Origin of the sequence: Macellibacteroides fermentans (genome assembly GCF_013409575.1) — a bacterium.
Classification (GTDB): Bacteria; Bacteroidota; Bacteroidia; order Bacteroidales; family Tannerellaceae; genus Macellibacteroides; species Macellibacteroides fermentans.
In genome coordinates this window covers 163,801-178,754 of sequence record NZ_JACCCY010000003.1, presented here as the reverse complement: position 1 = coordinate 178,754, position 14,954 = coordinate 163,801, and the positions used below count along the sequence as shown (strand labels likewise).

The following is a 14,954-nucleotide window of genomic DNA, read 5'->3' as shown; positions in this document are numbered from 1 at the left end:
CTCTCTTTTGCTGAACTAAATGATAAAATAAAAGTTATGTAGGAAGGGTTTTATCTGATATTCCCGAATGAATTTACCGAAATCTTTTTAGAAGCTTCCACCTCTTTGCTTTTCCAGTTATAACTCATGTCGTACGTCTTTTCACCGTCAAAGGTCTTAACCTTGACTTTGAAATTTACTGAATCTTTACCTGCTTCAACCAACTTGCTCAGGTTAAAGGCTACAAGACCTTCTTTACCGGCAACGGGCTGGTCGTTATAGGCATTGTGTCTGAACTCCAATACTTTGGGAGTCGATGTCTGTGTTGTATCCTGCACCAGGTTGATAAAGTGTGCCTTTGACCCACCGTAATTGAACCCGAACTGTACATTCAGGTAACCACCGCCTACCCACATGTCAATAATTTTAACCGGATCATTTCCATAAACAGAATCATTTTCTGCTGTTAACGTGGCGATAGGTTTAGTCAGGATATTTTGGATACTGTTTACCTTGATAAAATGATCGTATCCCTGAATCGAATCCGATAAGATTGTGTAATTTACCAGAGCGCGCTGATCATTTTTCGGATCGTAACCCGGATAATTGGTAGCAGCAGGCCAAAGCTTCGTTCCATCATCCAGGATCAACGAATACGTATTGTTGTCAAGCGGCTCGACAGTCGCGATGGATATCCAAAATTTACCTAAAGAATAATCATCATCGTCACTTAAGCATGAATTAAATACCAGAGGGGTTAAAATCAGACCGGTAAGAATTACAAATACTTTAAATGCTTTCATAGAATTCAATTTTATATTGTTACTTTATGATTTACACTAATAAAGATGCATGACGCCCGGAAATGCTGCAAACAATAATTGAAAAAGATGTTAAAGATTTCCTGTTTTGTAGGGAACTCAAATAATTTGTACCTTTACAACGAAATTGAAAGGTATAAAAGTATGATGAATGACAGACCTTTGATCCTGATCACGAACGACGATGGTATTCAGGCAAAAGGAATTAAAGAATTGATATTTTGTCTTCGGGCAGTAGGTGATATTGTAGTGTTTGCTCCGGACGGACCCCGTTCCGGCATGTCCAGTGCCATTACTTCTGTGGCTCCTATTCACTACACCCTTGTAAAAAAAGAGGAAGGCCTCACACAATACTGTTGTTCGGGCACTCCGGTAGACTGTGTAAAGCTGGCAGTGAACGAAGTCTTGGATCGGAAACCCGACCTGTTGGTCTCTGGTATAAATCATGGAACCAATATGGCAATCTGTGTTCATTATTCGGGTACCATGGGGGCCGCAATTGAAGGATGTATCTTTAATATACCCTCCATCGGAGTTTCCCTGACCGATACACATCCCGATGCAGATTTTACCGAAAGCTGCCGTCTGGCCCGTAAGCTGGCCCGTACGGTTTTGAAGGAGGGACTGCCAAAAGGAACCTATTTGAACCTGAATGTACCTAATATTCCAAGAGTAAAAGGGATGAAAGTCTGTAAACAGGCCGATGGCCGCTGGGTGAAAGAGTTTTTACGGATGAAGAGTCCGGCTGGTAAAGAGGTTTACTGGCTTACAGGCGAATTTCAGAATCATCACCCTGTGCAGGACGATAGCGACACCGTTGCATTGGAGGCAGGATATGCCTCGTTGGTCCCCTGCAAGATAGACGTGACCGACTATGCTTACCTGAATCGTTTTAAGCAATGGGAGATTGAAGAGCAATGAAATATTATCTGATTGCAGGTGAAGCCTCCGGAGATTTGCACGCATCGAATCTGATGGACGGACTAAAGAAGGAAGATCCGCATGCGGAGTTCCGTTTCTTTGGAGGAGACCTTATGTCGGCCAAGGGGGGAGTTCTTGTTAAACATTACAGGGACATGGCATTTATGGGCTTTATACCCGTACTGCTGAACCTGAAGACCATTCTGAGGAATATGAAAACCTGCGAGGAGGATATTAAGCTTTATAACCCGGATGTAGTAATATTGATTGACTATCCGGGATTCAATCTTAAAATAGCCAAGTTTGTGAAGACGGTTCTGAACATTCCTGTGTATTACTACATCTCACCTAAAATATGGGCCTGGAAACAATACCGGATCAAGTCCTTTAAAAAGTATGTAGACAAGATGTTCTGTATTCTGCCTTTTGAACCGGATTTCTTTCGGAAGCTGAATTATAAGGTGACATATGTTGGTAATCCGTCGGTCGACTCTGTGGCGAACCGGACTTGTGCCAACGAAACATTTGCCCAGTTTATACAGGAAAACCAATTATCGGATAAACCGGTAATCGCTCTTCTGGCAGGAAGCAGGCGACAGGAGATAAAAGACAACCTGCCCACTATGTTGGATGCCGTTTCGGGATTCACGGAATTTCAATACGTAATTGCCGGAGCCCCGGGTATAGACCCCGGATATTATAAAGAATATATTGGAAATCATAAAGCAAGCATAGTCTTTGATCAGACGTACCGGCTGCTGCAGCAAAGTAAGGCGGCCTTGGTTACTTCGGGAACTGCAACGCTCGAGACAGCCCTTTTCAGGGTTCCTCAGGTGGTTTGCTATAAAACACCCGTTAAAAAGCTGGTCAGATTTGTGTTTACTCACTTCTTTCATATCAAATACATTTCGCTGGTCAATCTGATTGCTGATAAAACAGTTGTACAGGAATTGTTTGCCGATTCCTTCTCCTGCCAGGCAATCCGCGAAGAACTGAATAAAATTATCCGGGTCGAAGCCTACAGAAACACGATGCTGGAAGGTTACGACGAGGTGATAAGCAGGCTCGGAAGTCCGGGCGCATCACACCGGGCAGCACGATATATGTTCGAATCTCTGTCCACCCCGAAATAAGGATTATATTATAAAGTAATCTAAAAAAGGAGCCGGCTTCAAGTGTTCGTTCAGATATTTAATTTATTCTGTTTATATTTGCAAGTTATCAACAGTTCGGGCAACTTATCAACAAACCAGTGATTGTTTTGCCTTAACAGGATTTGGATTAGTGATTTATGTTTAGTTTTGCTACCGAATTAAACGTGAAATTATGGGAAAAATTATCGCTTTAGCAAATCAGAAGGGAGGAGTGGGTAAGACCACAACGACCATTAATCTGGCTGCATCGCTGGCTGCTCTTGAAAAAAAGGTGCTTGTTGTAGATGCAGACCCTCAGGCCAATGCGTCGTCCGGATTGGGAATTGATATCCGCAGTGTCGAAGTTTCCATTTATGAGTGTATTGTGAATGGAGTAGATGCGCGGAGTGCAATTTCGAAAACGCAGGTTGAAGGTTTAGATATAATTCCATCGCATATTGATTTGGTAGGAGCGGAGATTGAGATGCTGAACCTGGATCAGCGTGAAAAGATTCTCAAGCAGCTTTTGCTCCCATTAAAAGAGCTGTATGATTTTATTCTTATAGACTGCTCTCCGTCACTCGGCTTAATAACAGTTAATGCCCTTACGGCAGCAGACTCTGTTATTATCCCCGTACAATGCGAATATTTTGCGTTGGAAGGAATCAGCAAATTGCTTAATACCATTAAAATCATAAAGTCGAAGCTTAATCCTCAGCTTGAGATAGAAGGATTCCTTCTTACCATGTACGATTCGAGACTTCGTCTGGCCAATCAGATCTATGAAGAGGTAAAACGCCACTTCAGGGAACTGGTTTTCACTACGGTGATACAGCGTAACATCAAACTCAGCGAGGCACCCAGTTACGGAATTCCGGCATTGTTGTACGATGCAGAATCCAGAGGTGCAGTTAATCATATGCAGCTTGCACGCGAGCTGATAGATAAGAACAAATAAAAGAAGATAAAAGTATATATGGCAGCAATAAAGAGATCGGCACTCGGACGCGGACTGGATGCTTTAATAACGATGGAAGACCTGAAAACGGGAGGATCATCCTCTATCAGTGAAATATCTTTATCAAAAATTCAGCCTAATCCGGACCAGCCACGTTCCATGTTTGAAGAAGAGGCATTGGAAGAATTAGCTACGTCTATACGCTCATTGGGTGTTATCCAGCCGATCACCCTGAAAGAAATTGGTCCGGACAGATATATGATCATATCGGGTGAGCGCCGTTACAGAGCCTCCCTTAAAGCCGGATTGGAAGAGATACCCGCTTATATTAAAACAGCCGCCGACGAGCATGTGGTGGAGATGGCCCTGATAGAGAACATTCAGCGCGAAGACCTGAATGCCATAGAAATCGCTTTGGCCTATCAAAAGCTAATTGATAATTACGAACTTACCCAGGAGAAACTGAGTGAACGGGTTGGAAAGAAACGAACAACAATCGCAAACTACCTTCGTCTGCTTAAACTGCCTGCCGAAATACAGGTGGGACTCAAGGATAAGAAGATAGATATGGGACATGCCAGAGCTCTGATCTCTGTACAGGATCCCGAAATTCAGCTGGCTTTGTACGAACAGATATTGCAGGATGGATTGTCTGTCCGCCAGGTGGAAGAGCTTGTGCGCAATGCCGCCGAAGCAGCAGTTCCCGAAGCAAAGGATGAACAGCCTAAAAAGAAGTTGCTACCCGAGGAGTATAATCTGTTGAAGGATCATCTGTCGCGCTTTTTCAACACCCGCGTCAATCTTTCGTGCAACGAAAAAGGTAAAGGGAAAATTACCATTCCTTTTGCTTCAGAAGATGAACTTGAAAAGCTGATCATGCTTTTAGATAAGTTGAAACGATAAAATGCCTATGATTCAGTATGTAGTCCGATTTTGTGTAGGTATAGGTCTGTTGCTGCTTACGTGGTTGCCGGGGCATTGTTTTGCTCAGACGGTACGAACGGATTCTACAGAGGCACAGGTTGTGGTTCCGGACTCGGCGGTGGCAGCCGTGTTGGCTTCTGCAGATTCCTTACCTTTGCCTTTGCCCGAACTTCCGGCCTTTAAGCCAGATCCCACAAAGGCAGTTTTATATTCGGCGATATTTCCCGGATTGGGACAAATATACAACCGTAAGTATTGGAAGCTTCCGTTGGTTTACGGTGCGTTTATGGGATGTGCATATGCAATAACCTGGAATAATCGTAATTACCAGGATTATCTGGAGGCTTATAAAGGGATCATGAGTGAAAAGCCTCTCGAGAACAACAGTTGGATCGATTTTCTTCCGGCTAATGCAAACCCCGATGATTACCTGAATGATGCCAACTTCAAAGATCAGCTTAAACGGAGTAAAGACTATTACCGCCGGTACCGCGATTTAAGTGTAATCATCACTGTTGGAGTCTATTTCATTACGATGATTGATGCCTATGTAGATGCCCAGTTGTTTGATTTTGATATTTCACCGGATTTGTCTCTTCGTGTAGAACCGGTGATGACGCAGCCAACTAGTTATAGTTCGAGGACCTATGGTCTGAACTGCAGCATAAAATTTTAATACTATATGAGACGATATCTGCTTGCACTGTCAGGAATATGCCTGTCTCTTTCTGTCGCCTTTGCTCAGAAAGAGACTAATACGTACGAAACGATGCCGACAGATTCATTATCGGAAGAAGTTGGTTTGATACCCGAGAGTCTGGATGCGAACGTAGACAGTCTGCTCAACACGTGGCATATTCAGTATTTTACAAAGAAAGATGATTTCTGTGAGGATTCCGAATTCAATGTTTCATTTGCCGACTCGGTTTATGTAGACCGGCTGAAACGCCTGCCTCGCATTATACCGATGACGTACAATCCGGTGGTGCGGAATTGTATCGAACTTTATGCCGGCAGACGCAGAGGGTTGGTACGATACATGTTGGGAATGGCCGACTTTTATTTTCCGCTGATCGAACAAAAACTGGATGCCTACGGATTGCCGTTGGAACTTAAGTATCTGGCGGTGGTAGAATCGGCCTTAAATCCTGTAGCACTTTCAAGAGTGGGTGCCTGCGGATTATGGCAGTTCATGCTTCCTACAGGAAAGAGCTACGGCTTGGAGATTAACAGCCTGGTAGACGAACGCCGTGATCCGGTTAAGGCAACGGATGCCGCCTGTCGCTACTTTAAAGATATGTATGCTATTTACGGTGACTGGAATTTGGTGATTGCCTCTTATAATTGTGGTCCGGGTAATGTAAATAAAGCCATTCGCCGTTCGGGCGGCAAACGCGACTTCTGGGCGATTTTCCCCTATCTGCCTAAAGAGACACGCTCGTATGTTCCCTTGTTTATTGCGGCCAACTATATCATGAACTATTCGTGCGACCATAATTTGTGTGCGATAGAAACATCGCTGCCGCTGGCAACCGATACGGTTATGGTAAATAACACGATTCATCTGCAACAGGTGTCGGATGTGTTGGGTGCAGATATCGGACAACTTAAAGCGCTCAATCCCCAATACAAAAGAGATATCATACCGGGTAGCTCAACTCCTTCTGTCTTAAAACTTACAGCAGCTCATGCCTATGCATTTGTTACAATGGAAGACTCCATCCGTAAGTACAAGGCCGAAGAGTTTTTAGCAAATCTCATCCCGGATGCTTCCGGCAACGATTCTAAATCGGATACGAAAGAGCGGATCACACACGTAGTAAAGAAGGGCGAGAACCTGTATACGATTTCAAACCTGTATGGTGTAGCCTCGAGGGATGTACGTAAGTGGAACAAGTTAAAATCCTCCAAAGTGGTAAGCGGCAGACGCCTTGTTCTTTATATTGATAACGGCGGAGTACGCCTTGCCGATAAGCCGTCCGCCTCTTCGGAAAAACCAGCTTCCGAACCTGCCTCCAAGTCGACCGCCGCAAAAACACAGGTTGCTGCATCAGGCGATTATATATCCTATAAGGTTAAATCGGGAGATTCGTTATATACCATTTCGAAAAAGTACCCGGGTGTAACTGCTCAGGTAATTCAGGAAACGAATGGGTTGCCTAATTCGGATATCCGTCCGGGACAAGTTCTTAAAATCCCTGTTGTGTAAACTATTTTACTCAGCACTGCTACTTTCTTGCAAATATTTGTATATTTGTACCTATAGTATATTAAAAGGAGGTAGTGGATATGAGTGAAGCAAACGATATATTATCAGCAGATGAACAGCTTATTCAGGAGGAATTTTCTAACCTTCTGAATGACTATCTTAATTCCAATCACAGGAGGAAAGTTGAGCGTATCACAAAAGCATTCAATTTTGCCAATCAGGCGCACAATGGAGTGAAAAGACGTTCCGGTGAACCCTACATCCTTCATCCTTTAGCGGTAGCACGTATTGTTTGCAGGGAAATGGGATTGGGTTCCACTTCCATTTGTTCTGCGCTGCTTCACGATGTGGTGGAAGATACCGAATATACCGTAGACGACATCCACGATATGTTTGGCGAGAAAATAGCCCAGATCGTGGACGGACTCACCAAGATATCCGGAGGAATCTTTGGAGAGAAGGCATCGGCACAAGCCGAGAACTTCAGAAAGCTGCTGCTTACCATGAGTGACGATATCCGTGTTATCCTGATCAAGATTGCAGACCGCCTGCATAATATGAGAACGCTCGGTTCGATGTTGCCAGCCAAACAATTTAAGATTGCCGGCGAAACACTCTATCTGTACGCGCCCCTGGCTCACCGGTTGGGCCTTTTTTCCATTAAAACGGAATTAGAAGATCTAAGCTTTAAATACGAACACCCCAAAGAATACGACTTTATAAAGGCGAAGCTCAAAGCAACGGAAGAGTCCCGAAGGGCTCTTTATGATCATTTCGCCGTACCTGTAAACAATAAACTCAGCGCCATGGGGCTTACCTATGAGATGCGGGACAGGGTAAAGTCTGTCTACTCCATTTGGTGTAAGATGGAATCCAAAGGTGTGACGTTTGAAGATATATACGACATCTTTGCCGTACGTATTATTTTTGACCCCATTCCGGGTATCGACGAGAAGAATCAATGTTGGGATATTTATTCGGCTATAACGGATATCTATCGGATTCGTCCGGACCGTATCCGCGACTGGGTAAGCAGACCTAAAGCAAATGGTTATCAGGCCCTACACCTAACCGTGATGGGACCCGACGGACAATGGGTGGAGGTGCAGATACGAAGCCGCAGAATGGACGATATAGCCGAAAAAGGATTTGCAGCCCATTGGAAATACAAAGAGAATAATGTGGAAGAAGATACCGAACTTGATAAGTGGCTGCAGACCATTACCGAGATTCTGGAAAGTCCGGATCCCAATGCACTCGACTTCCTCGATACCATTAAATTGAATCTTTTCTCGTCCGAAATATTTGTTTTCACCCCCAAAGGAGATATCAAAACATTACCTCTCGGCGCTACAGCGTTGGATTTTGCCTACGCCTTACACAGCAACATCGGCTACCATTGCATCGGAGCCAAGGTAAACCACCGGCTGGTGCCATTGAGTCACCCGCTTACCAGTGGAGACCAGGTAGAGGTGCTTACCTCCCGGTCGCAGGAGCCACAGCCCGAATGGCTCAGCTTTGTTACAACAGCCCGTGCCCGTGCCAAGATTGATGCCGTATTGAAACGTACGCGTAAAGAGATGGCCAAGTCTGGCGAAACAAAAGTAATGAACCTGCTTACCCGATCGGAAGTGGAAGCTTCTGTTGCCAATATAGAAAAGCTGTCTGTCTACTTCGGTTTTGCCAAACGTGATGAGTTCTTTTATGCTGTGGAGAAGGGAGACGTAACCTTGCCCGACAATGTGAAAAAGTTGTTGAAAGAGAAAACGGACAATGTTCTTTTCAAATATGTAAAGCAGGCTTTGGGCGTAACCCCTAAACCGGTTAAAACTCCTGAACAGTTGCCCGACGAGGCAGACAAGAAGCCTTCATACGATAAAACGAAACCCTATGTGTTGAGGGAGGAGGCCTTTGAACGGAACTATGTGATAGCCGATTGCTGCAAACCGATTCCGGGCGATGATGCCTTCGGGTTTGTAAACGACGATGGTAGTGTTGTGGTACACAAACGCTCATGCCCTATTGCCATGCGGTTGAAAAGCAGCTTTGGCGAACGGATCCTTTCTACAGAGTGGAGCAGTCATAAAAACGCCTCTTTTGAAGCGACGCTCGAAGTAAAAGGAATAGATTCCATCGGTGTGCTCAATATCATTACGAAAACCATCTCGGAGCAATTTTCGGTAAATATCCAGCGGCTGACAATCGAAGCTAAAGACGGGGTTTTTGAAGGCAAGATTAAAATGAAGGTACACGATGTGGAAGATATTCAGAAGATGTGTGTAACCCTGGCCAAAATTAAAAATATCAAATCGGTAGGCAGGATTGCCGACTAATAGGATAAAATAAAAACGGGCCGGTTCTTGTTTCAAAAGAGCCGGCCCGCTTTATGTCCTATTGTTTAGAAAGGCAGATCATCAATCGGATTTACCGGTCCAAAGTCGGGAGCGGTAGGTACGGCACCCGTGGCAAAGTTATCCGGGGTGTATCCGGCTGCAGGCATAGCCTGTGCAGCACCGGCACGATCTACTTTCCATCCGTTGATATTGGTATACCATTTACCATTAAACTCCCTGCTTTCTATATCAAAAGAGACGGTAACTTCCTCGCCGGATTGAATGGCATACTGATCGATCTTCTCTCCCCACAAGTTAAAGCATATCTTTTTGGGGTATTGATCATGTGTTTCCAAGATATAATCCTGCTTTTTCCACTCATTTCCACTTTTGCTGGTTCCTCCTTGAATGGGTAGAATAGCAATAATCTTTCCTGATACTTCCATGTTAGTCGCTTTTTATAAATAGGATGCGAATGTACTTATTTTCGCCTTTACGTACTAATTTATTGTCTCCAATTTTTGTTACAGCTTATTCGTTGCCGGGCTGAAGCGCATCAAAGGCCTCTTTTAATTTGTTCAGCTCTTCGCGTATGGCTTTAAGTCTGTTTACAATATCTTCCTGCCGGATAACTGTATCTTTGTTATCTTTCAGTTTTTGTTTGGCACCTGCCAGGGTGAGTCCTCTTTCCTTTACAAGGTGGTAGATCAGCCGTACGGCATCAATATCCTCCTTGGTATAGAAGCGGGTACCTTTGGCAGTCTTTCTGGGATTGATAATATCAAATTCCTTCTCCCAAAAACGCAGTGTAGACTCATTTACCCCAAAGAGCTGAGCTACCTCGCTGATAGAAGAATAAATCTTGACATCCTTATCTTTTTTAAGTCCCATTTTTGTTTTATTAATCCATTACCTGACCATGATTTTCTGCAATCTGAATCATCCTGTCGTATTCTTCGGGTGTTAGATCCATAAAGTAATACTTGGCAGGATTGTCGTATTTACCACGTACCATAACCTCGTAATGTAAATGCGGACCGGTAGACTTACCCGTGTTTCCAACCGTACCGATAACTTCGCCGCGGGTAACCTTCTGGCCTACTCTGGCTTTAAACTTATCAAGGTGGCCGTAAAGCGTCTCGTAACCGAATCCGTGTTTTATAACCAGGCAATTGCCATACCCCTGTTTCCATGAAGCAAAGGTAACCACTCCATTTCCGGTAGCATACACATCCGTTCCCTTTTTAGCGGAAAAGTCCATCCCCGAATGGAAGCGGGGAGTACGGTAGATAGGGTCGATACGCATCCCGTAGCCCGAAGCCGTCTGCCGTAAATCTTTATTGGATATGGGCTGGATGGCAGGGATACACTTCAGCCGTTCTTCCTGATTTTTACCCAGATGGATAAGTTCTTCCAGCGAATTAGACTGGATGTAAAGCTGTTTACTTAACATATCCATCTTTTGAGTGGTGGAAACCACCAGATCCGGGTTGCTTAGCGTAAGCAGATGTTCGTAGCGGTTGGTGCCGCCAAAACCGGCCTTACGCACCGACTCGGGAATCGATTCGGTCTGAAAGATTGCGCGGTACAGGTTTTCATCCCGAAGCTGAATATCGTTCAATACACTGAGAGCCTCGTTAAGCCGAAGGGATAATACCTCGTATTGTGTTTGAAGCAGCTTGTTCTCCTTTTGCATGAGCGACTCCCTGGGAGACTCCACAGCATATACCATTATAAAGAATATACCTACACCAATCGCGATACCAATGCTCAGATGGCGCAGAACAATAAAAAAGCGATCCTTGGCGGAAGGATAAACCCGCTCGTAATTAAGTGTATTAGGATTATATAAATAGTATGTTTTCCGACTTTTGAATAGTTTCATTGAATATTTATTGCGTGAACTAAGTGCAAAAATAATAATTTATGGTACTTTTGCAAATTGTTTTTCAGAATATTAACGACACTAGAATACAGATTATTGATTATGTTGACAGCAAAAGAAATCCGGGAATCATTTAAATCGTTCTTTGCATCCAAGCAACACCAGATTGTACCTTCCGCACCTATGGTAATTAAGGGAGACCCTACATTGATGTTTACCAATGCAGGGATGAATCAGTTTAAAGATATTATTTTGGGGAATGTGCCCATAAAATATCCCCGTGTCGCGGATTCTCAGAAATGTCTTCGCGTAAGCGGTAAGCATAATGATCTTGAAGAGGTAGGTCATGATACGTACCACCACACCATGTTCGAGATGTTGGGAAACTGGTCTTTTGGCGATTATTTCAAGAAAGAGGCTATCAACTGGGCATGGGAATACCTTGTTGAGGTACTTAAGCTGGATCCGAACCGTTTGTATGCCACCGTATTTGAAGGAAGTGCCTCCGAAGGACTGGAGCGCGACAACGAGGCTGCAGGCTATTGGGAACAGTACCTGCCTAAAGACCGTATCATCAACGGAAATAAAAAAGATAATTTCTGGGAAATGGGCGACACCGGTCCTTGCGGTCCCTGTTCTGAAATACACGTTGATATCCGTCCGGACCACGAACGTGCCGAAGTAGACGGATTGACACTGGTTAATCAAAGTCATCCGCAGGTAATTGAAATATGGAACCTTGTATTTATGCAGTTCAACCGTAAAGCAGACGGCTCATTGGAATCGTTGCCTGCCAAGGTAATTGATACCGGTATGGGTTTCGAGCGTCTTTGTATGGCTTTGCAAGGTAAAATTTCGAATTACGATACCGATGTGTTCCAGCCCATTATTCAGCATATCGCTTCGATGGCAGGAGTTACTTACGGCCAAAACAACCAGCAAGATATTGCCATGCGTGTAATTGCCGACCATATCCGTACCATCGCTTTCTCAATTACAGACGGTCAGCTGCCATCCAATGCAAAGGCCGGCTATGTAATCCGTCGTATTCTTCGTCGTGCCGTTCGCTACGGCTATACTTTCCTGGGCCGTCGCGAAGCATTTATGTATCAGCTGCTGCCTACTCTTATCGAGGTGATGGGCGATGCTTATCCGGAGTTGCAGGCACAGAAAACCCTGATCGAAAAAGTAATCAAGGAGGAAGAAGAATCCTTCCTGCGTACGCTGGAAACCGGTATTCGTTTGCTGGATAAGAAGATTGACGAGGCTAAAGCTGCCGGCAAGAACATTATCAGCGGGGTGGATGCCTTTACACTGTACGATACCTTTGGTTTTCCGTTAGACCTTACCGAACTTATTCTTCGCGAAAACGGGATGGAGGTAAACATCGACGAATTTACAGCCGAGATGCAAAAGCAGAAAGACCGTGCACGTAATGCTGCCGCCATCGAAACTGGCGACTGGGTTATTGTGAAGGAAGGCGACAGTAAATTTGTTGGTTACGATCAGTTTGAATGTGATGCCGAGATTTTGCGTTACCGTAAAATCAAACAGAAAAATAAAGAACTATATCAGCTTGTACTGGATGTAACTCCCTTCTATGCCGAAATGGGTGGACAGGTAGGAGATTCAGGCTGGCTTATCTCGGACGATGAGCAGCTTGATATTATCGATACAAAGCGCGAAAACAACCTGGCGGTTCATCTGTCAGCTAAATTGCCAAAAGATATTACGGCAACCTTCACCGCTAAAATCAATACGGAAAAGAGAATCCAGTGCGAGTGTAATCACTCTGCCACCCACCTGTTGCACGAAGCTTTACGCGAAGTGTTGGGCGACCATGTTGAACAGAAGGGTTCATATGTATCTCCGGAATCATTACGTTTCGACTTCTCTCACTTCCAGAAGGTGACCGACGAAGAGATCCGAACTGTTGAAAAGCTGGTGTCGGAAAAGATTCGTTCCAACTTCTCGTTGGAGGAACACCGTTCCATGCCGATTGCTCAGGCCAGAGAAATGGGAGCCATGGCATTGTTCGGCGAAAAGTATGGCGACGAAGTGCGTGTGGTTAAGTACGGAAGTTCTGTCGAGCTTTGTGGTGGAACTCACATCCCCGCCACCGGAATGATCGGTGCGTTTCGTATTGTAGCCGAAAGCTCCATTGCCGCCGGCGTACGTCGTATTGAAGCCGTTACTGCCCAGGGAGCCGAAAACTACCTGTATGCTCAACAAGATTTAATCCGCGAATTGCGCGGCATGATGAATAACATTCCGAACCTGGCACAGGCTATTAAGAAAACAATCGAAGAAAGTTCCGAACTTAAGAAACAGGTTAGCGAATTCCTGAAAGAAAAGGCGGTTGAACTTAAAAAACGTCTTATTGATGAAGCCCCTGAAAAACTAGGTGTAAAGGTGATTGTATTCCGTGGAGGCGGAAGTTCCGAGATAATGAAAGATGTGGCATTCCAGATCCGTGGCGAGGTAAAGGGTAAATTCCTGTTTGTTGCCGGTGTGGACGAAGGTGCTAAATGCCAGCTTCAGGTGATGATAAGCGACGAGTTGGTTGCCGAAGGACTTGATGCAAGCAAGCTGATCAAATCGGGAGCTCAATTCATCAAAGGCGGTGGCGGCGGTCAGCCTCACTATGCTACAGCCGGAGGAAAGGATGTTAACGGACTGGCTGATGCAGTGAATGCCATTGTAGAAGCAGCCGGATTAAATTAAGAACTATGGCGGCTCAGAACGTAATAATATGTAAAAACTTACAGTCGGAGTTACAGAATTTTCTCCAGTCGGTAAAGTATGACAAACTATTCGTGCTTACAGATTCCAATACATTGGAACTCTGTTTGCCGATGCTGAAGGAGGTTCCCCAATTGCAGGGAGCGCCGGTCATTACGGTAGAGGCCGGAGATACCAATAAAAATATTGAACAGGTAACAGCAATCTGGATGCGCCTTTGCAACGAAGGTGCATCCAGAAACTCGCTGCTGTTAAATGTGGGAGGCGGCATGATCACCGATATGGGTGGTTTTGTGGCTGCTACATTTAAACGCGGAATACATTCTGTAAATGTGCCAACTACACTGATGGCTTCCGTGGATGCCGCAGTAGGAGGGAAGACCGGTATAAATTTTAACGGACTTAAAAATGAGATAGGCTCTTTTTATCCTCCGTTGTGCGTGCTGATCGATTCGTCTTTTCTGAAGACGTTAGACCGGGACAACCTGCTTTCGGGTTATGCCGAGATGGTGAAGCATGCATTAATTAGCAACATGGAAACCTATCATGCCATCCTCTCATTTGATCTGGACCTGGTAGACTATACCCTGCTGAATCAGATGGTAGCTCAATCCGTAGCTGTAAAGGAGCGGATTGTGGAGGAAGATCCTAAAGAGATGGGCATACGCAAGGCCCTTAATCTGGGACATACCGTTGGTCACGCTTACGAAAGTTTATCTTTCAGAAAGGGAAGACCCGTATTGCACGGACATGCCGTTGCCGCCGGTTTGGTAAGCGAGCTATATCTGTCTTACAAAAAGTGTGGTTTCCCCATGGAAAACCTATCGCAGGTGGTATATTATCTGAAGAAATATTATCCCCCGTTTTTCTTTAATTGCGACGATTACGAGGCTTTGTACGAGCTTATGACGCACGATAAGAAAAATGAAGGAGGTATTATTAATTTCACCCTGCTTTCTCAAGTAGGTGAGGTTCAGATCAATCAATCGGTAACAAAAGAAAAAGTACTTGAGTCGTTCGATTTTTACCGCGAAAGTTTTGGCATTTAA

The 14,954-nt window shown here is 44.6% G+C and carries 13 protein-coding genes; 9 read left to right on the top strand and 4 right to left on the bottom strand.

The genetic code is table 11. The features are described 5' to 3' along the window. Positions 1-50: 50 nt before the first annotated feature. On the bottom strand, positions 51-782 hold the full coding sequence (locus F5613_RS10175; protein WP_179399680.1) for a NigD1/NigD2 family lipoprotein: 732 nt from the start codon (positions 780-782) through the stop codon (positions 51-53). A 162-nt stretch (positions 783-944) separates the two neighbouring features. On the opposite strand from F5613_RS10175, the gene surE reads away from it, so the two are divergent. The 7 genes from surE to F5613_RS10140 all read left to right on the top strand — a co-directional run bounded on the left by surE (position 945) and on the right by F5613_RS10140 (position 9,278). Then, positions 945-1,721 carry a 5'/3'-nucleotidase SurE gene (gene surE, locus F5613_RS10170; RefSeq protein WP_068186531.1) on the top strand — a complete coding sequence of 259 codons (777 nt, stop codon included), beginning with the start codon at positions 945-947 and terminating at the stop codon, positions 1,719-1,721. After that, complete coding sequence (gene lpxB / locus F5613_RS10165) at positions 1,718-2,854, top strand: lipid-A-disaccharide synthase (protein ID WP_179399679.1); 1,137 nt, start codon at positions 1,718-1,720, stop codon at positions 2,852-2,854. Before surE ends, lpxB begins: the two co-directional genes overlap by 4 nt. 193 nt (positions 2,855-3,047) lie before the next feature. After that, on the top strand, positions 3,048-3,812 hold the full coding sequence (locus F5613_RS10160) for a ParA family protein (protein WP_079682647.1): 765 nt from the start codon (positions 3,048-3,050) through the stop codon (positions 3,810-3,812). A gap of 18 nt (positions 3,813-3,830) precedes the next feature. Continuing rightward, a complete protein-coding gene (locus F5613_RS10155) occupies positions 3,831-4,715 on the top strand; it encodes a ParB/RepB/Spo0J family partition protein (protein ID WP_079682646.1) in 885 nt (294 codons plus the stop codon). A gap of 7 nt (positions 4,716-4,722) precedes the next feature. Further along, positions 4,723-5,412, top strand: coding sequence for a DUF5683 domain-containing protein (locus F5613_RS10150; RefSeq protein WP_179399678.1), 690 nt, complete (start codon positions 4,723-4,725; stop codon positions 5,410-5,412). A 6-nt stretch (positions 5,413-5,418) separates the two neighbouring features. Beyond that, the gene (locus F5613_RS10145) at positions 5,419-6,945 is read left to right on the top strand and encodes a lytic transglycosylase domain-containing protein (protein ID WP_179399677.1); all 1,527 of its coding nucleotides are present in this window, start codon (positions 5,419-5,421) and stop codon (positions 6,943-6,945) included. 80 nt (positions 6,946-7,025) lie between these two features. Next, positions 7,026-9,278, top strand: a complete 2,253-nt coding sequence (locus F5613_RS10140; protein WP_179399676.1) for a RelA/SpoT family protein — start codon at positions 7,026-7,028, stop codon at positions 9,276-9,278. A gap of 65 nt (positions 9,279-9,343) precedes the next feature. Here the strand turns inward: F5613_RS10140 and F5613_RS10135 are convergent, their stop codons facing one another. The 3 genes from F5613_RS10135 to F5613_RS10125 all read right to left on the bottom strand — a co-directional run bounded on the left by F5613_RS10135 (position 9,344) and on the right by F5613_RS10125 (position 11,163). Continuing rightward, positions 9,344-9,724, bottom strand: coding sequence for a DUF3127 domain-containing protein (locus F5613_RS10135; RefSeq protein ID WP_179399675.1), 381 nt, complete (start codon positions 9,722-9,724; stop codon positions 9,344-9,346). A gap of 85 nt (positions 9,725-9,809) precedes the next feature. Beyond that, positions 9,810-10,169, bottom strand: a complete 360-nt coding sequence (locus F5613_RS10130) for a MerR family transcriptional regulator (protein ID WP_068186516.1) — start codon at positions 10,167-10,169, stop codon at positions 9,810-9,812. 10 nt (positions 10,170-10,179) lie between these two features. Continuing rightward, positions 10,180-11,163, bottom strand: a complete 984-nt coding sequence (locus F5613_RS10125; protein ID WP_079682641.1) for a M23 family metallopeptidase — start codon at positions 11,161-11,163, stop codon at positions 10,180-10,182. A gap of 102 nt (positions 11,164-11,265) precedes the next feature. Between F5613_RS10125 and alaS the strand changes: the two genes are divergently transcribed. Further along, positions 11,266-13,887: an alanine--tRNA ligase gene (alaS, locus tag F5613_RS10120; RefSeq protein WP_179399674.1), complete on the top strand. Its 2,622-nt coding sequence runs from the start codon at positions 11,266-11,268 to the stop codon at positions 13,885-13,887. 5 nt (positions 13,888-13,892) lie between these two features. Beyond that, complete coding sequence (gene aroB / locus F5613_RS10115; protein WP_179399673.1) at positions 13,893-14,954, top strand: 3-dehydroquinate synthase; 1,062 nt, start codon at positions 13,893-13,895, stop codon at positions 14,952-14,954.